Source organism: Longimicrobium sp., from assembly GCF_036399255.1.
In the GTDB taxonomy this organism is placed as follows: Bacteria; Gemmatimonadota; Gemmatimonadetes; order Longimicrobiales; family Longimicrobiaceae; genus Longimicrobium.
Map to the genome: position 1 here is coordinate 24283 of NZ_DASWNM010000070.1, position 22433 is coordinate 46715.

Annotated in this window: 21 protein-coding genes; 6 read left to right on the plus strand and 15 right to left on the minus strand. The window is 71.8% G+C overall.

The annotated features are described in order from the left end of the window. Nucleotides 1-203 precede the first annotated feature (203 nt). The 3 genes from VGC13_RS10965 (at nucleotide 204) to VGC13_RS10975 (ending at nucleotide 2470) form a co-directional block, all read left to right on the plus strand. The gene (locus VGC13_RS10965) at nucleotides 204-572 is read left to right on the plus strand and encodes a hypothetical protein (protein WP_331125296.1); all 369 of its coding nucleotides are present in this window, start codon (nucleotides 204-206) and stop codon (nucleotides 570-572) included. A 72-nt stretch (nucleotides 573-644) separates the two neighbouring features. Next, nucleotides 645-1571 carry a HAMP domain-containing sensor histidine kinase gene (locus VGC13_RS10970; RefSeq protein WP_331125297.1) on the plus strand — a complete coding sequence of 309 codons (927 nt, stop codon included), beginning with the start codon at nucleotides 645-647 and terminating at the stop codon, nucleotides 1569-1571. Further along, on the plus strand, nucleotides 1562-2470 hold the full coding sequence (locus VGC13_RS10975) for a dihydrodipicolinate synthase family protein (protein ID WP_331125298.1): 909 nt from the start codon (nucleotides 1562-1564) through the stop codon (nucleotides 2468-2470). The genes VGC13_RS10970 and VGC13_RS10975 overlap by 10 nt, the downstream gene beginning before the upstream one ends. Before the next feature lie 109 nt (nucleotides 2471-2579). On the opposite strand, the gene VGC13_RS10980 is transcribed toward VGC13_RS10975, so the two are convergent. The 11 genes from VGC13_RS10980 to VGC13_RS11030 form a co-directional block, all read right to left on the minus strand. After that, entirely contained in the window at nucleotides 2580-3968 is a 1389-nt protein-coding gene (locus VGC13_RS10980; protein ID WP_331125299.1) for a cytochrome P450, read from the minus strand. A gap of 7 nt (nucleotides 3969-3975) precedes the next feature. Beyond that, nucleotides 3976-4863: a signal peptidase I gene (gene lepB, locus VGC13_RS10985; protein WP_331125300.1), complete on the minus strand. Its 888-nt coding sequence runs from the start codon at nucleotides 4861-4863 to the stop codon at nucleotides 3976-3978. Nucleotides 4864-5553: 690 nt separating this feature from the next. Beyond that, nucleotides 5554-8121 carry a carboxypeptidase regulatory-like domain-containing protein gene (locus VGC13_RS10990; RefSeq protein ID WP_331125301.1) on the minus strand — a complete coding sequence of 856 codons (2568 nt, stop codon included), beginning with the start codon at nucleotides 8119-8121 and terminating at the stop codon, nucleotides 5554-5556. Nucleotides 8122-8127: 6 nt separating this feature from the next. Continuing rightward, nucleotides 8128-8907, minus strand: coding sequence for a hypothetical protein (locus VGC13_RS10995; protein WP_331125302.1), 780 nt, complete (start codon nucleotides 8905-8907; stop codon nucleotides 8128-8130). Nucleotides 8908-8987: 80 nt separating this feature from the next. Beyond that, nucleotides 8988-9473, minus strand: coding sequence for a hypothetical protein (locus tag VGC13_RS11000; protein ID WP_331125303.1), 486 nt, complete (start codon nucleotides 9471-9473; stop codon nucleotides 8988-8990). A gap of 489 nt (nucleotides 9474-9962) precedes the next feature. Next, entirely contained in the window at nucleotides 9963-10541 is a 579-nt protein-coding gene (locus VGC13_RS11005; protein WP_331125304.1) for a thioredoxin family protein, read from the minus strand. A gap of 287 nt (nucleotides 10542-10828) precedes the next feature. After that, nucleotides 10829-11575, minus strand: a complete 747-nt coding sequence (locus VGC13_RS11010) for a DUF4344 domain-containing metallopeptidase (protein WP_331125305.1) — start codon at nucleotides 11573-11575, stop codon at nucleotides 10829-10831. Between the two features lie 106 nt (nucleotides 11576-11681). After that, entirely contained in the window at nucleotides 11682-11981 is a 300-nt protein-coding gene (locus VGC13_RS11015) for a UPF0175 family protein (RefSeq protein WP_331125306.1), read from the minus strand. Then, nucleotides 11963-12463, minus strand: a complete 501-nt coding sequence (locus VGC13_RS11020; RefSeq protein WP_331125307.1) for a hypothetical protein — start codon at nucleotides 12461-12463, stop codon at nucleotides 11963-11965. Before VGC13_RS11020 ends, VGC13_RS11015 begins: the two co-directional genes overlap by 19 nt. A gap of 151 nt (nucleotides 12464-12614) precedes the next feature. Next, a complete protein-coding gene (locus VGC13_RS11025) occupies nucleotides 12615-12914 on the minus strand; it encodes a hypothetical protein (RefSeq protein WP_331125308.1) in 300 nt (99 codons plus the stop codon). A gap of 4 nt (nucleotides 12915-12918) precedes the next feature. Continuing rightward, nucleotides 12919-14886, minus strand: coding sequence for an ATP-dependent DNA helicase RecQ (locus VGC13_RS11030; protein WP_331125309.1), 1968 nt, complete (start codon nucleotides 14884-14886; stop codon nucleotides 12919-12921). A 668-nt stretch (nucleotides 14887-15554) separates the two neighbouring features. On the opposite strand from VGC13_RS11030, the gene VGC13_RS11035 reads away from it, so the two are divergent. The 3 genes from VGC13_RS11035 to VGC13_RS11045 all read left to right on the plus strand — a co-directional run bounded on the left by VGC13_RS11035 (nucleotide 15555) and on the right by VGC13_RS11045 (nucleotide 18883). After that, complete coding sequence (locus VGC13_RS11035; protein WP_331125310.1) at nucleotides 15555-16280, plus strand: hypothetical protein; 726 nt, start codon at nucleotides 15555-15557, stop codon at nucleotides 16278-16280. 227 nt (nucleotides 16281-16507) lie between these two features. Continuing rightward, complete coding sequence (locus tag VGC13_RS11040; protein WP_331125311.1) at nucleotides 16508-17764, plus strand: putative DNA modification/repair radical SAM protein; 1257 nt, start codon at nucleotides 16508-16510, stop codon at nucleotides 17762-17764. Nucleotides 17765-18085: 321 nt separating this feature from the next. Continuing rightward, nucleotides 18086-18883, plus strand: a complete 798-nt coding sequence (locus tag VGC13_RS11045; RefSeq protein WP_331125312.1) for a TIGR03915 family putative DNA repair protein — start codon at nucleotides 18086-18088, stop codon at nucleotides 18881-18883. 12 nt (nucleotides 18884-18895) lie between these two features. Here VGC13_RS11045 and VGC13_RS11050 read toward each other — a convergent pair whose 3' ends face one another. The 4 genes from VGC13_RS11050 to VGC13_RS11065 all read right to left on the minus strand — a co-directional run bounded on the left by VGC13_RS11050 (nucleotide 18896) and on the right by VGC13_RS11065 (nucleotide 21743). Next, the gene (locus VGC13_RS11050) at nucleotides 18896-19210 is read right to left on the minus strand and encodes a hypothetical protein (protein ID WP_331125313.1); all 315 of its coding nucleotides are present in this window, start codon (nucleotides 19208-19210) and stop codon (nucleotides 18896-18898) included. Between the two features lie 478 nt (nucleotides 19211-19688). Continuing rightward, nucleotides 19689-20567, minus strand: coding sequence for a sulfurtransferase (locus tag VGC13_RS11055; RefSeq protein WP_331125314.1), 879 nt, complete (start codon nucleotides 20565-20567; stop codon nucleotides 19689-19691). 199 nt (nucleotides 20568-20766) lie between these two features. Further along, the gene (locus tag VGC13_RS11060; RefSeq protein WP_331125315.1) at nucleotides 20767-21048 is read right to left on the minus strand and encodes a CDGSH iron-sulfur domain-containing protein; all 282 of its coding nucleotides are present in this window, start codon (nucleotides 21046-21048) and stop codon (nucleotides 20767-20769) included. Nucleotides 21049-21092: 44 nt separating this feature from the next. Further along, the gene (locus VGC13_RS11065) at nucleotides 21093-21743 is read right to left on the minus strand and encodes a sulfite exporter TauE/SafE family protein (RefSeq protein WP_331125316.1); all 651 of its coding nucleotides are present in this window, start codon (nucleotides 21741-21743) and stop codon (nucleotides 21093-21095) included. Nucleotides 21744-22433 lie beyond the last annotated feature (690 nt).

Genomic DNA, 22433 nt, shown 5'->3' on the forward strand with positions numbered 1-22433 from the left:
CGGCGACACCCGGGGTTTTCGCGGGGCGGATGGACGCCCGGGGGCGGGCCGCGGAGCGGGGAGCGGGACGGCGGCGGAGGCAAATCGGCCGTTTCAAACACAGCCCCCGCCCCACCCGTGAACAAGCGCCTTGACATGCGCACCTCCGGACCGGAGAATTCTTACGGGAAAATGCGCAGGACCGCTTTAGTCCGGAGGTGGGGATGGCACGCCACAACCGCGAGGGGCAGGGAGAGGACCAGCACGGCCGGCGGTACCTGATCGGCTATCAGCCGGACTGGTTTCACCAGATCAAGGTGGCGCGGGGGCTCGACACGGGGCGGCAGAGCACCAAGATCCTGCTGCGGAACCCCGATCCGCCGGAGGCCGACCCGGGGCCCCGGGTGCGCACGCACATCGTGGCGCCGGAGCTGGGGATCGACGTGGAGGTGATGCTGCGCGACGCCGGGCGCGTGGTGCGCCGCATCACCGTCGAGACGGTGGTGCCCGACGGCGAGGAAAAGGGCGAGACGGTGAGCTTCGTGGTCTCGCGCATTCCCGACTCGCGCCGCGGCGACGGCCGCGCCTCCTGACCCGGCCGCGCACGCCGTTCTTTCCGCACCGCGGCCCGCCCGCGGTGCGGCACCTTCCTTTGGGGCCCTGTGATGAGCCTGCTGGTCCAGGTGGCGGCGGCGCCGGCCACCATGCCGACGGACAACCGCCTGCTCTTTGCCGTGACCGTGGGCGTGGTGGTGAGCGTGGTGGTGTTCACCGCCGGGGTCATCACCACGCTGCTGCGCCGCAGCGACCGCCGCCGCGCCGAAGAAGAGAAGCTGGCGGCGATGGGCACCGCCACCGCGCGCATCCTGCACCAGATCAAGAACCCGCTGCAGACCATCGTGCTGCACTCGGACCTGCTGCAGAACGAAAAGATGGTGGCCGACCCCCTGCAGCGCCGCGACGTGGCCGACGCCATCATCAGCGAGTCGCAGCGGCTGGTGGACATGGTGGCCGAGCTGTCCGTCTACGCCTCGGGCGCCCAGCGCGCCCTGAACCGCCAGCCCCTGTTCGTGGACGACCTGGCGCGCCAGGTGACCGCCAACGAGGCGCGCGAGGCGGAGGAAAGCGGCGTGCGGGTGGACGCCACCGGCGTGGAGCGGGCCATGGTGTTCGCCGACGCGTACTTCTTGCGCCAGGTGCTGGACAACCTGGTGCGCAACGCCCGCGAGGCCATGACCGACGCCATGGCCGCGGGGCGGATGTCCGGCCGCGAGGCGCGGCTGTCGGTGTCGGTGGAGCGCGACGGCGGCCAGGCGGTGGTGCGCGTGGCCGACAACGGGCCGGGGATCCCGGCCGACAAGCTGGACCTCATCTTTCAGCCGTTCTGGAGCACCAAGGGGAAGGGGATGGGACTGGGGCTGGCCATCTGCCGCGAGCTGGTGGAGGGGCACGCGGGGCGCCTGGAGGTGGAATCGACGGTGGACGTGGGGACCACCTTTACGGTGCGCCTGCCGCTGTACGGCGACGGCGTGGGCGCCGACACGCTCCCCGGCCTGGCGCCCGAGCCCGTCGTGGGGGCCGCGTGGACCTGAGAGGCGTCTTTGCGCCGGCCACCACCCCGTTCGACCCGGTGACGGGCGACGCGGACGTGGTGTCGCTGCGCGCCAACCTGCGGCGCTGGCTGGCCGAGCCGCTGCGGGGCATCGTGCTCTTTGGCTCCACGGGCGAGGGCGTGCTGCTGGACGAGGACGAAAAGGCCCGGCTCACCGGCGCCGCCCGCGACCTGGTGGACGCGGACCGGCTGCTGCTGTGCGGGACGGGGGCCGAATCCACCCGCGCCACCATCCGGCAGACCAGGGCGGTGGCCGAGGCAGGGGCCGACGCGGTGCTGGTGCAGCCGCCCTCGTTCTACAAGCCGCTGATGACGCCGGCGGCGCTGCGCGACCACTACCTGGCCGTGGCCGAGGCGTCGCCGGTGCCGGTGATCCTGTACCAGGTGCCGCCGCGCTTCAGCGGGGTCGAGCTGGAGCCCGGGCTGGTGGCCGAGGTGGCACGCCACCCCAACGTGATCGGCCTCAAGGACTCGTCGGGCGACCTGCGGGTGATGGGGGCGCTGATGGACGGGTGCCGCGGCGCCTGCGACGTGCTGGCGGGAAGCGGCGCCATCCTGTACGCGGCGCTGGAGATGGGCGCGGTGGGCGGCATCCTGGCCGTGGCGCTGCTGCTGCCGCGGGAGTGCGCGGAATTGTGCATCGCTTTCGAGGCGGAGCGGTACGGCGAGGCGGGGCGGCTGCAGGAGCGCATCGGCCCGCTGCACAAGGAGGTGGTGGGCGCGCTGGGGATCCCGGGGATCAAGGCCGGCCTTGACGCGCTGGGAATGCACGGCGGCGCGCCGCGGCCCCCCATCCAGCCGCTGCGCAGCCGCGACGCCGGCAAGCTGGCCGACGCCCTCGCCGCGGCCGGCATCCTTCCCAATCCCGTCGCCGGCTGATCACGCGTCCATCGACAAAAGATGGGCCTCACACAGAGTCAACAGAGTGCAAGTCCTCTGTTGACTCTGCTGACTCTGTGTGAGGCCTTCTTCTTTTGGGGGATGCGCGCTAGACCGGCTCCACGCGCATCCGCAGGCCGGTGGCGCGCAGGGTGATGCCGGGCTTGGGGACCACCGCCGCGCCGGGGGCGTGGCGCAGGCGCCAGCGGCGGGCCAGGGTGGCCAGCGCCAGCACCCCCTCCATCCACGCGAACCCCTCGCCGATGCACTTGCGCGGGCCGCCGCCAAAGGGAAAGTAGGCAAAGCGCGGAAGCGACGCCTCGAAGTCAGGCGCCAGCCACCGCTCCGGCCGGAACGCGTCGGCGTCGCCGCCCCACCAGCGCGGGTCGTGGTGCAGGATCCACGGGCTGGTGAGCACGATGCTCCCCGCGCGGATGCGGTAGCCCCCCGCCTCGAAGTCCTGCAGCGGCTCGCGCCCCACCGTCCACGCGGGAGGGTGCAGGCGCATGGACTCGGCCAGGATGGCGCGGGTAAAGGGGAGCGCGGGGTAGTCGGCCGCCGTGGGGACGCGGCCGGCCAGCGCGGTGCGCAGCTCGCCGTGCAGCCGCGCCTCGGCATCGGGATGCAGCGCCAGCAGGTGCCAGGTCCAGGCGAGCGCGTTGGCGGTGGTCTCGTGGCCGGCCAGGAACAGCGTCAGCAGCTCGTCGCGCAGCTGCAGGTCCGTCATCCCCCCGCCGTCGCCCTCTTCGTCCCGCGCGGCCAGCAGCATTCCCAGCAGGTCGTCGCGCGGTTCCGCGGACGCGCGGCGCTCGGCGATGGCGCGGTAGATGGTGGCGTCGAGCCGTTGTCGGGCGGCGCGCATCCGCAGGGTGCCGGGGACGGGCAGGCGGTCCAGCAGCGGCGCCAGCGGGTTGTGCAGCCGGTCGAACAACCCCAGCGCGGCCGTCAGCGAGCGGCCGATCTCGTCCGCCTCGCCCTCCACGTCCACCCCCAGCAGCGTCATCCCCGCGATGGCGAGCGTAAGGCGGTTCATCTCGCGGGTGGCGTCCACCTCCATCCCGGCGCGCCAGCGGTTCGCGGCGTCCTCCGCGTAGCCCGCCATCGTTCCCGCCATGGCGGCCACGCGGTCGCGGTGAAAGGCCGGCTGCGACAGGCGGCGCTGGCGCAGGTGAAAGTCGCCTTCGCTGGTGAGCAGCCCCTCGCCCAGCAGCACGCGGGCGCGCTGCAGGGCAAAGCTCTTGATGAAGTTGCGGTTGTGCGTCACCAGGACGTCGCGCACCAGGTCCGGGTGGCTGAGCACGTACAGCCGCCGCGGCCCCAGCCGCGACATCACCACGTCGCCGTAGTTCCGCTGCAGCCGCTCCACAGCCTGGAGCGGATTGCGGCCGAAGCGCAGGGCGCGCAGAACGGAAACCCGCCCGGGCGGTCCGGGCGGGTCGGGAAGGTGCGCGACGTCCGGCGCGGCGGCGCCGGAAGCCTGCGTCTGCGCGGTGCTCATCCGCGGGTCAGCGGATGGGGGTGCCGATGCGCCCCCAGCGCGCGGCCGTGATGAACGCCGGGAAGGGCGCGCCCAGCTGCTTGTCGAACGAGTAGTAGATGAACAGCGGCTTGCCGCGGATGGTGCGGCGGGGGATGGGCCCCATGAAGCGCGAGTCCAGCGACTGGTCGCGGTTGTCGCCCATCAGCCAGTAGTGCCCGGCGGGAATCACCAGCGGGCCCCAGGTGTTGCGCGTGGGCTGGTAGGCGCGCTTGTCCACCGACGGCAGCAGCAGCGGCAGGTGGTTGCGGGCGCCGTACGCCTCGGGCCGCACGTTGGGGTCCATCATCCCGAACCCCTCCAGCGGAATGGGGCTGTCGGCCGTCTCGTCGAAGTGCGCGTACCGCTCGGTCACCCGGTCGCCGTTGCGGAACAGCTGGCCGTTGGACATCTGCAGCGTGTCGCCGGGGGTGCCGATCACCCGCTTCACCACGTCGATCTGCGGCTCGTTGTAGCCGGGCCGAAAGACGACGATCTCGCCGCGGCGCGGGTCGCGCACGGCGGGAAGCTTGACGTCGGTAAAGGGGAGGGTGGCGCCGAAGAGGGCGTTGTTCGCCATCAGGTAGTCGCCCACCAGCAGCGTTTCCTCCATGCTCTCGGAGGGAATGCTGTACGCGGTGACGATGAAGGTGCGGATGACGAAGAACAGCAGCACCGCGACCAGGATGGACTTGAGCCCCTCCAGCGGCCCGCCCCCATCGTCCGCGGCCGGCTTTGCGCTCTTCTTTTCGGCCTTGCGGTCCCTGGCGCCGCGAAGCGTTCCCCGCAGCTCGGCGCGGCCTTCGGACGGGGCGGCGGACGCGCTCTCGGGGTGCGGGGCGGCGGAATGCCCGTCTCGGCTGCGGGGATTGGACACGATGTGCATCGATCTTGGATAGGACGGCGGCCCGGAGCGGGGAGAAAGCCTCCACGTCGGGCCGTGCCAGCGTGAACGGGAATATCCGCCGCGCGCCGGTTCCGCACAACCGCGCGGCCCGGTTGGGTACGCCGTTCCACGACGAAAGTTTCCGCCCCGCCACCCGCCGAAGCAGAGACTGCTTCATACCTGTCATTCTGAGGGAGCGCCCGCCCCAGGTTCTCGGGAACGTCGCGGAGCCCGACGGCGCGACCGAAGAATCTCCCTCCCCTCGCGCGGAGCCCTCTCCCGGGCAGAGCCCGGGAACCCCGCGTGACGGACAGATCGTGCCGTTTCCGACAAAGATTCTTCGGTCGGCGCCACGCTCTCGTGCGAACGGAGAGCACTCGGGGGCGCCTCCCTCAGAATGACAGTTTTGTCAGGTCTGGTTTAAACAAATCCCGGGAAACACCTGTCATTCTAAGGGAGCGCCCACCCCAGGCTACCGGGAAAACCGCGGAGCCAGTGGCGCGACCGAAGAATCTCCCTCCCCTCGCGCGGCACCCTCCCCGGGCATCGCCCGGGAACACACCGTGACGGAAAGATCCTGCCGCTTCGGATAAAGATTCTTCGGTCGGCGCCATGCTCCCGGGCGAAAGGAGAGCATCGCGCGGCGCCTCCCTCAGAATGACACTTTTGTCGGGGTTCGTATCAGGGCAGGGTCAGCTCGCCGCCCTGGATCATCTGCACGGGACGCTCCCGCTCCACCACCTGGAGGATCGCGCGGGCGGCGCCGCCGGCGGGGACCAGGATCATCTGCTCCTCGCGCAGCTCGTGGTGGCGCGGCAGCGAGGCGGCCGCCATCCGCACGCGGTACCACCCCGGCCGCAGCCCCGACGCGTCGAAGCGCCCCTCCGCGTCCGTCGTCACCCGCCGCACCGGGCCGGGGCCTGCGAGCTCCACCTCGACCCCCGCCATCGGCGCGGCGGCGGAATCGGCGGAGGCGCCGGCGGGGACGCGCCGCACCGTGCCCGTCACCCGCCCCGCCCGCTCCAGCCCGATCTCCACCCGCTGCGCCCCGGCGCCCACGGTCACGGGGACGGGGAGGTCGCGGTCGGCCACGCGCTCCGGGCCGGCGCCGGGCTCCACCCGCAGCGTGTACGCCCCCGCCGCCAGCCCGCCGAAGCCGGCGACGCCGCGCCGGTCGGTAAAGGCCACGCGGTCGCCCATCCGCACCAGCACGTGGGGAATGCCCTTCCCCGTCTCGCGGTCGACGACGTGCGCCGTCACCCGCTGCCCGTCCGCGCCGGGGATGGGGACGGCGACGGGGAGCGCGTACTCCAGGTAGCCGCGCGGCCGCCATCCGCCCGCCGCCTGGGCGCTGGCCAGCCCCCGCGCGGCGATGCGGTGCCCGCCGCCCAGGCTGCGCTCCAGCGACAGGTCCAGCAGCGCCTCGAGCGGCGCGCCCTCCGCCCGCCGCGCCTGCCCGGAGACGCGCACCCACGTTCCACGCAGCACGGGCAGGTGCGCGGAGAGCGCGCCGGACCACTCGCGCGCGCCGCCGGGGCTCACCGAGGCGCCCTCCCGCAGCTGCGCGTACGCCCAGAGCGACGCGCCGCCCCGCGCCGAGACGGTGGACTGCAGCGAGACGACGCGGAACGGGGCGGGCGCGGCGCCGGCGCGGGGCACCACCCGGCCGGCCTCGAACCCCGGGTGCAGCCACACGCGCCCGAACAGGGGAATGCCGGCGCGCGCCCGCAGCGAGCGCAGGTCCCCGCGCCCCACCGTGTCGCCGCCGGTCTCCTGGTACTCCAGGGTAAAGCGGCTTCCCCACCCCGCGGCGGCGCGGCGCGCCGTGCTGAACGTGGCCACCGTGTCGCCCAGGAGCCGGAAGTTGCCCCCGCGGCGCACGGACGCGGAGAGCGACAGCTCGCCGAAGGGGCGCAGGGCGAGCGAGGCGAAGTCCTGGTCCGCCGACCCGGTGCCGCCGTAGGTGGGCGCGCCGCGCAGGTGCAGCGCCTCGTACGAAAGCCTGCGCCCGTGGCCGGACACGCGCAGCGAGCGGGGCGGCTGCCGGGCCTCCCCCGCCGGCGCGGCCTCGGCTTCGATGGAAAGGAGGCGAAAGGGCGCGGCGGTGGCCTGCAGGGTCCAGCGGGGCGCGGCGGAGTCCGGCAGCAGCAGGTTGGCGCCCAGCCGCGCCCGCGGGCCGCCCACCCGCGCGAACCCGCCGGCGACGCCCCCGCGCCCGTCGCCGCGGCGGTCGCGCGCCAGCACGCCGCCCGCGCTCAGCACCCCCCGGTGGACGGTGGCACCCGCGCCAAAGCCGTAGCGGCCGGGCTCCGTCAGCCGCGAGAGGGCGTAGACGCCGTCGCCCAGGCGCAGGGAAAGGCCGGGCGACTCCAGCCGCAGGCGGTACTCGTCCTGCCGCGCGTACGGAGTGCCGGCCGGGTCGGCGGTGCGCGCCTCCACGTCCAGCCGCACCCGCCCCGCACGGTCCAGCGCGCCGCGCGCCGTGAACGCGAAGCCCGCGCCGGCCAGCGAGTCCGCCGCCCGCACCCGCAGCTCCGCCGGCAGCCGCCGCCGCTGCGCCCGGCCCCCGCCCCGCGGCACCACCGTGACCAGCGTCCGTCCGGCGGCGGACTCCATGGAGCTGGCGGCGTGCAGCGTGACCTGGTGGCGCAGGCTGGCGGTGCCGCGGCGGTCCGTCGCCGCGCGGACGGCCACCACCCGCTCGGAGGCGGGGGGGAGAAGGAGGGAGGCGGTGTCCGCACGGGGCGCGATCCCCTGGTCGCCCTCCGCGCGAAGGGCGAGCCGCTCGGCCACGTTGCCGCGGTTGGCCACGCGAAAGCGCACCTCGTACGCCTCGCCCGCCATCACCATCGCCCCCGTTCCCGCCGGCTCCACGGCGATCTCCCGGCGCTCCGCGACCACCACCACGGCGGAGTCGGCGGATCCCCCCGCCGCGTAGCGCACCAGGTGCCGCCCCGCCGCCGCGCCGGCCGGCACGCGCACGCCCAGCAGCCGCAGCTCCGCCTCACCAGGCGCCAACGGGTGCGCCGTGCCGCCGGTGGCGCGCCACCCGGCGGGAAGCGCGGCCTCCCCGGGAACCGAAACGGTGCCGGCGGAAAGGCTGGTGACGCGGAAGGGGATCGTGACCGCCTCGCCGGGCGTCCCCGCCACCTCGAGCGGGCCCCGCCGCTCCACGCGCGCAAGCTGGGCCTCCGCGCGTTCCGCCGCGCAGAGGCCCAGCCCGACCGCCAGGAGACAGCGGAACCGCATCACGGATCAGAGCCGGAGGGTGTACTCCGCCCCGAACACGTCCTCGCTTCCCGTATCCACCACCAGCAGCGCCCGGTAGGTGCCCGGCGGCAGCGACGCCAGGTCGAAGCGCTGGTGGATGGAGGTGCCGGGATACACCAGCCCGCGCGTGCTGGACAGCCGCCCCGCGGGCGCGCCCTCGGCGTCGAACAGGTCCACCCGCAGCTCCAAGCGGTCGGCCTGCTCGCCGGTGTTGGCCACGTTCACCTCGAACGCCTTTGCGCCTCCCTCCGTCGTGAGCCGCGCGCCCTCCAGGGCAATGCGGCGCTCCGCCTGGCCCACGTGCGTGGCCAGCTGCACGGCGTAGCGGATGGTGGGGGCGATCCCCACGCGCCCGGCTCGCACGGCGGCCGGCGCGTCGTCCACCGTCTCCACCATCAGCACGCTCCAGTACGACCCCCGCAGCGACGCCTGCGCCGGCACCGCGACCGTGTAGGCCACCGTGGCCTCTTCGCCGGGGGCCAGCGAAAGGCGCGACGGGCTGAAGCGCACCCAGGCGGCGTTGGAGCGCGCCACCGTGCCGGGCTGCTCGTAGAAGGTGCGCCCGTCGGCCAGGAACCGGTAGTCGGAGGCCGACACGCGCGCCGTCTGCGCCGTCGCGGCGGTGTTGCGCACGCGGATGGTGCCGGTGTACTGCTCGCCCGGCGCGGCGGTGTGCTCTTCGAGCGTGCTGCTGACCACGCTGACCTGGGCGGCGACCGGCGCGGCGCAGAGCAGCGCGGCGGCGAGGAGGGAGAGGTGCTTCATGGGAGTCCCGCGGAGGTTGGAATGCAGAAGATCGCGGGGCGGGCGCCGGTGTGGCGCCCGCCCCGCGGACGGCGAAGGGCTCAGGCGCCCGCCGTGATGGTGTAGGTGACCGTCTTGTTGCCCGAGGCCACCACGCCGGCCGCCACGGTGGCGCTCAGCTCGTAGCTGATGGAGAGGCCCGACTCGTTCACGTTGCTCACCCCCGTCACCACGTCGGCCGCGACGGTGCTCAGGCTCACGGCGCCGGTGCTGGTGCCGCCCGTGGGCGCGGCCAGCTCCACCTTCAGCGTGACGCCCGACGGCATGTTGCTGTTGATGTGCGCGGTGACCTTGCGGTTGGTCTCGTTGGTGGTGATGGCGTACGTGCCGCCGGCCGTGGCGGAGGTCAGCCCGGTGCCGGGGGTGGCGTCGTTGATCACCAGCGACGGCGAGCCGGACACGCTGATCTCGTTGATGGCGGTGACCTCGTAGCTCACCACCTGCGTGGCGGTCTGGGCGGACGCGTCGGCGGCGGCGAAGGCCGAGGCGGCGACGGCAAGGGCGGCGGCGTAGCGAATCGTCTTCATGATGGTGCTTCCTGTGGGATGTGTGAGGTTGGAGGCCCTGCGCGGGGTACTGCCCCGGAGGAGATTCGCCGGCATCACTTCGCGGCGGACGGCGGGGCGGTAGGCGAAGTGCGTGCCCGATTGGCGTGATCCCGCAAGTTCCTGTGAATGAGGCACTTGGGGAATCTGCTGCCGCCCACTCCGGATCCTCTGGCCGTACGGAATCCGGTCGGTCCGCAGGCCGTCTTTCCGCAAGTGCATCCCAAACGAGCGTTTACATCCACTGTCCGGGTTCCGCACGCGAACGCCGCCGAGCCGGGAAAAAGCAGAAGGACGCGAAGCAGCTTGCTCCGCGTCCTTCGCGTGATCCCGAATCCACGAAAGGACCGGGCCTCATCCTCATGCCAGATCCTGAAAAAGAATGATCGTACAGAGGAACAGAGTCAGACAGAGAAAGCGAACTGGAATATCATCTCGTTCCTCTGTCTAAGGCTCCCGCCGCCGCCGGAGTCAGCCGAACCACTCCGGTTCGTTCCCCGGCTTCCACTTGATGTTGCAGCCGATGCTGGGCTGCTGCTCCGCGGGCGCGGGCCGCCCCTCCAGCACCGCGTCCAGCGCGGCGCGCAGGTCCGCGCCGGTGGGCGCAACGCCGTTCGCGGGCCGGCTGCCGTCGAACTGTCCCCGGTACGCCAGCCGCCGCGCGCGGTCGAACAGGAAGATGTCGGGCGTGCAGGCGGCGCGGTACGCCCGCGCCACCTCCTGCGTCTGGTCGTACAGGTACGGGAACGCCCATCCCGCCGCCGCGCGCTCTTCGCGCATGCGCTCCGGCGCGTCCGCGGGGTAGCGCGACACGTCGTTGGACATGATACCGACGATGGCCACCCCGCGCGGCGCGTAGTCGCGGGCCAGCTGCGCCAGGGCGTCGCGCAGGTGCTTTACGTACGGGCAGTGGTTGCTCAGAAACATCACCAGCAGCGCCGGCGCCTCCGGCAGCTCCGCCAGCGACACGGTGTTCCCCTCCGTGTCCGGCAGCGCAAAGTGCGGCGCGGGGGTGCCCAGCTCCAGCATCGTCGAAGGGACCGCGACCATCCGTCTTCATCCTCCTGTTTCGGCGAATCGACCGTCTGCGCCCTGAATCTGAGTACGCGCGATGCCGTCCGCCACCGCCATCACAACGGAGCGCGGCCCGCGGCAAGGCGCCGCGGGCCGCAACCTACGGAACGGGATGCGCCTTGAGGTTCATGCGAATTCCCGAAAAACCTTGTTCTCACACAGACGCCGCAGAGGCCACGGAGGAACACCCCCTCGTGTCCTTCGTGCCCTCCACGTGAGGCAATCGGCTGCTGGCCACACCGGGTGCTCAGCCGGATTCGGCATCAGCCCTGTGTATGGGGGGTGAGGTATTCCACCCACTCCTCCTTCACCGTCTCGATCTCGTCCGTGCACCCTTCCGCGCGCGCGGCGGGAAGGTGCCCCTCGTCCACCATCCACGCGTACCCTTCGGGGTCGATGCCGTAGAACAGGCAGAGCAGGTTCTGCATGCGCGGGCCGCCAAGGGCCGCGCGGCCGGAGCCGGGGTTCTCCCAGTCCACCCCCCGCTCGCCCAGGACCAGCGCGCCCTCGGCGATGGTCTGCAGCTCTTCGGGGGCAAAGGCCGTCAGCACCGCGGTCAACTGGTCGGCGGCCTGTTCCGGAGGGACGGTCACGGGAAGGTCCAGCTGGTCCACCAGGGCGTGCCCCACCTGGTGCAGCAGGATGAACGCAAAGGCGCCCGCGAACACCTGCTCGGCGCCCTCTTCCCCGCCGCCCATCAGCGACTGCGCCAGGTTCACCAGCAACTCGTAGCAAAGCTGCACCGCCGGCCGCTCCGCGTCGTAGAAGGCGCCCTCGCTGCCGCACTCCGCCAGCTCCACCGTCACGTCGCGCGAGACGGGAAAGTGCTCGTTGAGGGGACCCACCATCGACGACAGGATGTCCTGCTCGGCGAAGTGCTGCTGCAGCGCCGCGTACTCCGGGTTCTCCGCGGGGGGATACGCCACCCGCCAGCGCCCCTGCGCGGCGGCGGGAGCGGCGGAAAGCGCCAGCACGGCCAGCGCGCCGGCCATCAGGTTGGAGATTCGCATGGAAAGGGAGGGCGAGTGGGGAGAAACAGGTGACGGAACGGGAGCCAGTCTACACCGGCTCCCGCGCCGGGTCAACGCGTCCGGGTGAAGTGCGGGGAATGAGCGATCAGCGGATCCGCGCTCTCACCCTGCCGATCTCCTCCTCAAGCTCTCCGAATTCGCACGTGACGGCGAGGATCCCATGGCGAGCGCATTCGGCCGCGAAAGCGAGCCGGTCCACGCCCGCCAGCCCGGACGCCGCTCCAGCGGAGATCCCGCCGCTCTGGAACATCAGAACTGCGATGGAAAGCTTCATCCGCTCCCCAAACTTTCCCGGGGTCGTGTTGATCAGGTACTGCTCGGGTACATCTGCCGTGACTTGCACGCCTTCTCGGCCCTCACTCTCCGTCACGCGGCGCGCTGCCATGGCAGACGGAACAGGTGCCGCCGCCTGGGGCGGGCCTCCGCCGCGGAGTGGGGCAGGGCGGGGGCCCGCGTCGGCGGATGATCGGCGGCGCCGTTCCCTGCCCGTGACCCGGAGCGGTACCCGGACCACCAGACCGGCCGTCCCTTCCACACCAGCCATCCGTCCACGAACTCCAGCTCCTGGGCCGGGGGCACTTCGGGCGGCGCGGCCTCGTCACGGATCGCGCGCCGCTGCTGTTCCACCAGGCTGGTGTAGAGCGCCACCTCGGCCCGCAGGCGGGCACTCGCTTCGGGCGACCGGCTGCCGCGGCCCGCGCGTTCCGCCGCGCGCTCCAGGTGGGCCTGTGTGGCATCGAGCCCCCGCTCCAGCGCCTCGGCGTACGCCGACTGCGCCAGCGAGGGCGTCCAGCGGTACCGCACGGGCTGCGACCCGGTGAGCGCGTTCTCGCGCGGCGACCACACGGGGCGCCCGCTCCACACCACCCATCCACCACCTGCAACTCGGCAAGAGGGGGGACGATGGGTGCGGGAACCTCCCCATGAGTCGCCCGCGCCGCCTGGTCCGCGAGGCTGGCGTAGTACGCCTGGACGGCCCGGAACTCGGCGCTCGCCTTCTGTACCTCGGTGCGTGCCATCAATCACCTTCCCGCAGGAAAACGTCATCGGCGTGTCCGGCCAGGCGCGACGTGTTCTCTTTGTTCGCCTGTCGAACCCGCGGCTCCTGCACGAACTGTACTTCTCCCCGCGTCCCCGCCACCTCCGCGCCCACACTGCGCACGCGCGGCAGGTCCGCCCGCACCATGCGGCGGATGTTCGCCGGGCGAAAGAAGGGGGCGATCAGCAGCAGGTAGACGTACGAGCAGCCCGCCAGCGCCACGACCAGCGCAATCCGCAGTGCCCAGACCACGGGCGGCCAGCCCAGGACGGTGCCCACGGGCTCACCCCTGCCGCTCGCACCAGGCCAGCACCTCGCCGAAGCGGTGGTCCTCCAGCGCGCCGAACAGGGCGTGGCGGCCCAGCCGGGCCGCGCTGATCGCGGGGCTGGGCAGGCCGCAGAGGAAGCGCGCCCGCCGCCGGGGCGTGCCCAGCGCGTCGGGCTGGGCCTGGCACAGCACGCCAAAGGCCGCGGTGTCCACCCGCGCTTCGATGGGGTGCGGCGGGGGGAGCGGGGGAAAGGCGGTGGCGCGCTCCGTCTGGCACCAGGTGCAGTGGCCGCACGGCACGTCGTGCGGTTCGCCGAAGTACGCCAGCAGGTAGTTGGTCTGGCAGCCGTCGCGCGCCACCAGCTCCGCCATCATCCCGATGCGCGCGATCTCGGCCTGCTCGCTGCCATGAAAGCGCGCCAGCAGCTCGTCGGCCACCGCGTCCACGTCGGGAACGGCCACCAGCTTCTGAAAGCGCAGCCGCAGGTCGCTGGCCTGCACCTCGGCCAGCCCCTGCTCGCCCAGCCACTCCACGGCGCGCACGGTGCGGCCGCGCTCCTCCGGCTCCAGCCCGTCCAGGTCGAGCGTGTACCACGTCCTCCCGAACTTGGCGCGTCGAAAGATCCCCTGCACGAACGCCGCGCGCTCCCCCTGAAAGCGCCCCACGATCTCGGGCACGGGCACCAGCGTGCGCAGCTTGTAGCCGGCGTAGAAGGGCGTGCTCTGGCGCAGAATGCCGCCCAGCTCCAGGTAGGTGAGCGCGGTGCGCAGCACCAGCTGGCGGATGTCGTGGCGGTTGCCCAGGCTGAGCGGCGCCACGTCGAAGGTGCCGTCGGCGTCGGCCACCTCCTGCACCAGGCCGCGGATGGCCTCGCGGTCGGGCGTGTCGCCGTAGGCAAAGTTCTCCAGCGTCGACAGGTCTTCCAGGCTTCCCAGCAGCTCCACGGTGGAGGGAAGCCCGTCGCGCCCGGCCCGGCCGATCTCCTGGCTGTAGCTTTCGAGCCCCTTGGGGAGGTTGAAGTGGTAGACGTAGCGCACGTCGGCCTTGTCGATCCCCATCCCGAAGGCGATGGTCGCCACCACCATCGCCCGGTCGGAGCCCTTCCACCACTCCTGCACCGCCGTCCGCTGCTCCGTCTCCATTCCCGCGTGGTAGGCGCGCGCCGGGATCCCCGCCTCCGCCAGCGACTTGGCCAGCCACTCCGCCGTCTTCTGCAGGGTGACGTAGACGATGCCGGGCCCCGGCTCGCGCCCGCGGATGCGCTCCAGCAGCGTCCGCTCGCGGCGCGACCGCTCCGTGGGGAGCGTCGACAGGAAGAGGTTGGGGCGGTGGAACCCGGTGACGACGGCGCACTCGGGCGGGATGCGGAAGCTGGCGCAGATGTCGTCCACCACGGCGGGCGTGGCGGTGGCGGTCAGGGCCAGGACGCGCTCCACCCCCACGGTGCGCGCCGTCTCGGCCAGCTTCAGGTAGTCGGGGCGAAAGTTGTGGCCCCACTGCGAAATGCAGTGCGCCTCGTCCACCGCGAACAGCGAGATGCGCGCGCGGCCCAGCTGGTCCAGGAAGCGCTCGTTGTTGAAGCGCTCCGGCGCCACGTACAAAATCTTGAGCGTTCCCGCGCGCAGCCCCCGCTCCACCTCCAGCGACTCGTCGCGGGTCAGCGAGCTGTCCAGCCGCGCCGCGGCGATTCCGCGGCCGCGCAGGTAGTCGATCTGGTCCTTCATCAGCGCGATGAGCGGCGACACCACGACGGTGACGCCCTCCAGCAGCAGCGCGGGAAGCTGGTAGCACAGCGACTTGCCGCCGCCGGTGGGGAACACGGCCAGCGCGCCGCCCCCCGCCAGCAGGCAGTCGATCACCTGCCGCTGCCCCGGCCGGAACTCGCGCAGGCCAAACTGCTCCAGCAGCACCTGGCCGGGATCGGGGGCGGACGGGGAGGCGTGGGGCACGTGGCTGCTCTGCGTGGGCATGGTTTGAGGCATGATGGCCTCCGATTGTAATGGTTGAGGATGGCGGGCGCGAACCGGCGCGCGGAACGGGGCCTGGATGCAAGCAAGTAAACAGCGTGCGCGGTGTCAAGAGTGTACGGAAAAGAGCAGCCAACGCTGGCTGATGAGGAGCGGTTTGTACGGCTGTTGGCGGATTGCGGAGGGGTGGATCGGGCTTCGAGCGGAGTAGAGGATGCGATGCGTGGGCGGGCGCCCCCTCCGGGCTCGCATGACTCGCCCACCTCCCCCAAAACTGCTGGGGGAAGTTGGGTTGCTGATGGATCGCGGTTCGGCGAAGGGCATCGGACTGCGTCGGCCGGGGTGCCCCTCCCCCGGCCCCTCCCCGCTCGTTCCTCACGGAGAGGGGAGAATTCGATCGCGCTCCGCAGGTTTCGGCTCGCGTCACCTCTCCCCCCTGCAGTTTAGGGGGGAGAGGCCGGGAGAGGGGGGCGCCGGCGGGCGCCAGTTCGATACCCGTCGTCGAGCCCCAGTCCGACCCCTCCCCCGCAGTTTGGGGGAGGGGTCGCCAGCCGTCGCGAGGAACGAGCGAAAGGCCTGGCGGGGGAGAGGGCCCCGCGGTGGAGGGCGTTTCTCCAGTCGTGAGCTTGCGGAGGGGCATAGAAGTAAACGAAGGGCCCGGAGCTTGCCATCCGCGCCCTCCCATGAACAAACCCGATGCATTGCGTGAATTCGCGCTCCTGGTCCACGAACGCCTGTGCGCGGCGTACGGCTGTCCCATCCCGTACTTCCACGACCTGGATCCGCTCAGCGAACTGGTGTCGTCGATGCTCTCGCACCGCACCACCAACCGCAGCTCGGGACAGGCGTTCCGCGAGCTGCGGCGGCGGTTCGTGACGTGGGACGCCGTGCGCGACGCGCCCACGGAGCAGGTGCAGGAGGCCATTGCCCCCTGCACCTGGCCGGAGCAGAAGGCGCCGCGCATTCAGCAGGTGCTGCGCGACGTTACGGCGCGGCGGGGCGAGCTGTCGCTGGACTTTCTGGCACAGATGCCGGTGCCGGAGGCGCGTGCCTGGCTGGAGTCGCTGACGGGGGTGGGGCCCAAGACGAGCGCGGCGGTGCTGCTCTTCAGCCGGCTGCGGATGCCGGCGCTGCCGGTCGACAGCCACCACCACCGCGTGGCCGCGCGGCTGGGGCTGCTGCCGCACGGCGTACCCGTGGGCCCCGCGCACCGCCTGCTGGAGGCGCTGCTGCCGCCGGAGTGGGACGCGCAGCAGGTCTATGACCATCACGAGGCGCTGATGCTGCACGGTCAGAAGTGCTGCTTCTTTCGCAATCCCGCCTGCGCCCGCTGTCCCGTGCTGGACCTGTGCCCCACCGGCCAGGCGCGGCTGAATCCATCCCCCGCCCCGCCCGATCTTTTCGGCTGATTCCGGCTACGGAAGAAGAACGATCCTCACGCAGAGGGAGCAGACGAAGCAGCGTCGTCGTTCCTCCGCAGCCCCTGCTCCCTCTGCGTGACATTCATCTTTTCCAGGCTCGGAATAGAGCCCTCCATCTCCTGTTCAAATCTGCACTTGCGCGACTTGCGCCAACCTTGTGCAGAGTTTAAATTTCGGCTCCTGTTCGGGACCGTTCTCCAGGGGTGGATCGCAGGATGGAAATCGCGCAGAAGCTCGCCATTCTGGCGGACGCGGCCAAGTACGACGCCTCGTGCGCCAGCAGCGGCGCCAAGGGGCGCAAGGCGGGGCCGGGAGGCATCGGCAGCACGGAGGGAACGGGCATCTGCCACAGCTACACGCCGGACGGACGGTGCGTGTCGCTGCTGAAGATCCTGCTGACCAACTACTGCATCTACGACTGCGCGTACTGCATCAACCGCCGCAGCAGCGACGTGCGCCGCGCGCGGTTCAAGGTGCAGGAGGTGGTGGACCTTACGCTCGACTTCTACCGCCGCAACTACATCGAGGGGCTGTTCCTGAGCTCGGGGATCATCCAGACCCCGGACTATACGATGGAGGCGCTGACCGCCGTCGCGCGGACGCTGCGGGTGGAGCACGGGTTCGCGGGATACATCCACCTCAAGGCCATCCCCGACGCATCGCCCGAGCTGCTGGACGAGGCGGGGCGCTGGGCGGACCGCATGAGCCTGAACGTGGAGCTGCCCACGCAGGAGAACCTGGACCGCCTGGCCCCCGAAAAGCAGCTGGTGCAGATCACCGGCGCCATGGACCGCATGCGCGACCGCATCGACGAGGCAAAGCAGGGCGCCGTGCCCGGCCGCCGCCTGCCCGTGTTTGCGCCGGCCGGCCAGAGCACGCAGATGATCGTGGGCGCCACGGACGCCACCGACGCCACCATCCTCGACACCGCGTCGAACCTGTACGACGGGCCCAGACTGCGGCGCGTGTACTACAGCGGCTTTTCGCCGATTCCGGATGCCTCGCCCGGCCTGCCGCCCATCGCCGCGCCGCTGGTGCGCGAGCACCGGCTGTACCAGGCGGACTGGCTGATGCGGTTCTACGGATTTCGCGCGGACGAGCTGACCACGCGCGAGGCGCCCAACCTGGACCTGTCCGTCGATCCCAAGGTTTCGTGGGCGCTGCGCAACCGCGAGCGCTTTCCCATCGACGTGAACGCGGCCCCGCGCGAGGAGCTTCTGCGCATCCCGGGCCTGGGGGCGCGCAACGTAAAGCGCATCCTGGCCGCGCGCCGCTGGACGCGCATCCGCACCGAAGACCTGCGGCGCCTGGGCGTGCCCCTGCGCCGCGCGCTGCCCTTCCTCGTCACGGACGACCATCGCCCGACGGTGCTGGGGCCCGACACGCTGGACCTGCGCGACCGCATTGCCCCCAGGCGCGCGCAGATCGACCTGTTCGAGACCGCGACGGCCGCGGCGCACGGGGAGCTGTAGGGGGAGTGGGAAGGGTTCTCAGCCCAATGGCCGGCCGCACGGCACTCGATCCGCCCAGTATGAGAGGCGGTCTTGTGTCCCGAGACCTGATCGGGGACGTGGCGGAGTGGATCCACGCACAACGAGAGCAGGTTTGCCGATCAAGCAGTCGCACCCGGCCCAGGCGAATGAATTCGCGGCTGGGACTACGCGATGCCGGCCTTCGCCGACGGGTGTGTGCCGCGCGGACGCCGCGGGGGTGCGGGTGAAGCCCCGCGGGGTTTGCGGGGCTTTCCGCCGTTGTTGCGGCGAATTCATTCGCTCCAGCGAGAGGTGCGGCCGATGATCCAGATCCGTATCGAACCCTCGTTTGCCTCCTGGCGGCAGGCGGCGCGGGGGCTGCTGACGGACGGCGTGGAGCCGCGCGAGGTGGAGTGGCGCGAGGCGGAGGACGCGCAGGCCTCGCTGGGGCTGTCGATGGACGCGCCCGTCGCCGGCGAGTCGCGCCCGCTGCCGGGGTTCCGCGTCCCGCGGCGCTTCGTGGAGCTGGCCGAGGCGGCGGCGTGCCACGCGGACCCGCAGCGGTGGGCGCTGCTGTACCGCCTGCTCTGGCGGCAGACGCACGGCGAGCCGCGGCTGATGGAGGTGGCCAGCGACCCCGACGTGCACCGGCTGCTGCGGATGGAAAAGGCGGTGCGCCGCGAGATCCACAAGCTGCACGCCTTCGTCCGCTTTCGCACGGTGGAGCACGAGGGCGGCACGCACTACGTGGCCTGGTTCGAGCCGGAGCACCCGGTGGTGGAGCGGGGAACGCCGTTCTTCGTGGACCGGTTCCCGTCCATGCGCTGGAGCATCCTTACCCCGCACCGCTGCGCGCACTGGGATGGCGAGCAGCTGACCTTTACCCCCGGCGTGCCGCGCTCGCAGGCGCCGGACGAGGACCGCCTGGAGGCGCTGTGGCGGACGTACTACGCCAGCACCTTCAACCCCGCCCGCCTGCGCCCCGCCGCCATGCGCGCCGAGATGCCCAAGCGCTACTGGAAGAACCTTCCCGAAGCGCGGCTCATCCAGCCGCTGATGAACGAAGCGCCGGCCCGCGTCCGCGAGATGCTGCGGCAGCAGGCCGGCGACGGGGAGTGACGGGCGGCGCCGTCAGTACTGGCAGTCCACGGACGTAAACTGCACGGCCGTGCCCTGCAGCCGCACCTCGCCGGGAGCGGAGGTGGGCTCCAGGAGCACGGCGTTGGCGTGCAGCCGGAACGCCGCGGTGCGCACGTCGCGGTAGGTGCGGCCCCACACGCCGCCCACCTCGCGAAACGGGCAGCGCGGGAGGGTGTGCATGTACAGGCGCACGTAGCGCTCGTTGCGCGGGCGCAGCGTGGGCTCGCGCGATCCGCGGCCGCCGAGCGACGGCCCGCAGGCCGCGAGCGCCGTCAGCATCGCAAGGCAGGCGATGGAAGTTCGCATGTGCATTCCGGAGGTGACGTAGAACGTTGCCGATGCGCGTCTCGATTCACTGCACACCCGCGGCCAGCGCGTGTCGATCGCGCGGCGCTCACCTCCGCCGTGGAGCGGACGGATGGTTTTCGAGATCGCGCATCAGGTGGTGCGGACCACTTGTCCCGCTGCACTTCGGAGATCATCGAGCGATCCCCATCCCTCCCCAAAAAACGCGGATGGCCCCCTGCCGCACGTCCATCCCTCTCCCGTTCCCGACAGCCCACGCCGGCTCGTGCCTCGCCGACCGGCGCGCCATGCCTCCGCTCACCACCGATCACCGCTCGCACCACGAGAGCAGAGGAAAGGGCACGAGAGAACTCCGTTGACTCCGTTGACTCCGTGTGAGGCCATTCTTTTCCAGGATCCGCTGCCGCACCACACATGACGAAGCGCGCCGACCCACGGGCCGGCGCGCTTCGTATCCTCCATCCAATGCGGGTATCGGCTACGGCTTTTCGATGGGCAGGCGCACGGCGTTGCCCCACTCCGTCCACGAGCCGTCGTAGTTGCGCACGTTGGGGTAGCCCAGCAGGTACGACAGCGCGAACCAGGTGTGCGACGACCGCTCGCCGATGCGGCAGTACGCCACCGTGTCGCGCTCGGGGTTCAGCCCCGCACCCTGCTCGTACAGCTCGCGCAGCTCGCCGGCGGGCTTGAACTCGCCGGTGTCGGGGTTCACGGCGCGCGCCCAGGGCACGTTGGCCGCGCCGGGAATGTGCCCGCCGCGCATGGCCCCCTCCTGCGGGTAGTCGGGCATGTGCAGCTTCTCTCCGCGGTACTCCTCGGGCGAGCGCACGTCGATCATCTGCCCCTTCTGCTTTACGTGCTCAACCACGTCCTCGCGAAAGGCGCGGATCTTCTCGTCGTCGCGGGTGGGCACCGGGTAGTCCGCGGGCGGATACGAGGGGTAGTCGCCCGTCATGGGCCGGCCCTCGTCGTCCCACTTCTTGCGGCCGCCGTCCATCACCCGCACCCGCTCGTGGCCAAACAGGCGGAACACCCACAGCGCGTACGTGGCCCACCAGTTGTTCTTGTCGCCGTAGAACACCACCGTCGTGTCCGGCCCGATCCCCTTTTCGCGCATCAGCCGGGCGAACGCCTCGGCGTCCAGGTAGTCGCGCATCAGCGGGTCCTGCAGGTCGGTGTGCCAGTCGATCTTCACGGCCCCGGGAACGTGGCCCACGTCGTACAGCAGCACGTCCTCGTCGCTTTCGACGATGCGGACGGCGGGGTCGTCCAGGTGGTCCGCCACCCACTGCGTGCTCACCAGCGCCTCGGGCCGGGCGTATCCGCGCTGCTCGATCGGCAGGCTTTCTGTCGACATCCTGGGATCTCCATCTTCCATGTTGAGGACGGCGCGCGGCGCCGTGATCGTGCCGCCCGCCGTGGAAACACGACGCCCGGAACGCTGAGCCAGCGGACCGGGCGATGATCGTGGGGCCGGGCGCGCCCGGCGCATGGCACGCATGCTACGGGCGCCGCTTCCCCCTGTCAAGAATCATTCTTGATAAGGGTCGACGGGACTACGCCGGGGCGCCGCCCTCCGCCTGCGCGTCGGCGGCGCGGACGGCGCGCTCGGCGGCCTCGAAGCCAATCCTGCTGTGCGCGCCGTCGCAGAACGGCTTCTTGGTCGATCCGCCGCAGCGGCACAGGTTGTACTTCTTTCCCGCCTCGAGCTCGTACTCGTTGCCGTCGGCGTCGATCAGCCGGAAGGGGCCTTCCACCAGGAACGGGCCGTTGTTCTTGGCCCGGATGGTGACCGCGGGCTGCTGCGGGTCCTGCCCCTGCGCCATGCCCTCTGACATCGTTCCTCGCTGGTTGTGTGGGTGCGGAATCTTGCTCGAACCGATCAGGCGCCGCCGGCCGCGTTCACCATCCACAGCACGCCGATGGCGGCGCTGCCCACCGCGGTCAGCGCGCGCAGGGTGCCCGCCAGCGCCGGCACGCGGTGCCCCGCCTGGTGAAACACCAGCCCCGCCGCCACCGCGTACAGCGCCATCGCGAGCGTCGTGCCCACGCCAAACAGCAGCAGGTACCCCGCCGCCCGCAGCGGCGACCCGGAAAGCGAGGCGGAGAGCGCGGCCACCAGCGGCGCCGTTCCCGACAGGCCGTGCGCCAGCCCCACCCACAGCGAGCCGCGTCCGTGCGTGTGGCCGTGCGCGTGCGCCTGCGCGCCGCCGGCCAGGCGGTGGGCGCGCTCGTGCAGCACGCCCCACAGCAGCCACACGCCCAGCCCCAGCAGCATGGCGCCCACGCCGAACTCCAGCCCTCGCGCCACCCCGTCCGGCAGCTGCACGTTCAGCGCGATGAGCACGCAGCCCACCACGATGATGGCCGCCGAGTGCCCGGCGCCCCAGCGCAGCCCGAAGCCCGCCGCCTCCAGCGGCCGCGGGCGGCGCGACACGAAGGTGGTGACGGCGGCCATGTGGTCCGGCTCCAGCGCGTGCGCAAAGCCCGCCACCAGCGCCGCGGCCGGCGCAAGAACCTGCAGCGAGTCCATCTGAACGTTCCGGGTGGATGTGCGAGAGCCGCGCGGGCGCGCGGGAGCCGGTCAGTCTACCCGCGCGCGGGGCTCCGCGTCAAATCCCCGCCAACGCAAAGAGGCGCTGCCATGACTCCAGCGGCGCTCCAGACCCCGCCGGATGTCCGCACGGTCTGTCATTCCGAGGCCCGGCCACGCCGCCCCGGACGAATGCGATGCGGATCCGCAGGGCCGAGGAATCTCCCGTCGGCCCGCGCGAGGCCCGACGCGGCAGCCTGTCGGGCGCGTCACCCTCCCCGCGCAATTGCCGGAGGGGGTGCAGGCTGGCGCAGCGTGAGCCCGTTCGGACGCCTCGATCCCTGCCCCTCATCAACCTCCCCCAGCAGTTTTGGGGGAGGTGGGCGAGTCATGCGAGCCCGGAGGGGGCGCCCGCCGCGCGCGCCAGGGCCTGTCGCCGATGCCCTCTTCAGAGTGTGTTCAAGAACCCCTGCGCTCGCGCCCGTATGTCATTTCGAAGGAGGCGCCACACCGCACCATCGGCTCGCGCGAACTCCTGGCGCGCCGACTGAGAAATCTACTGTCTGCTGCTGGTGCCCCGTCGCACCGCTCCGGCACTGGCCCTGTCCGCCCGTGTCGTAGCCGCAAGGTAAGCACGGGCTGCCGCGTCTGCCCTCCAGCAATCCGACAGGGGATTCCTCGGCCCTGCAA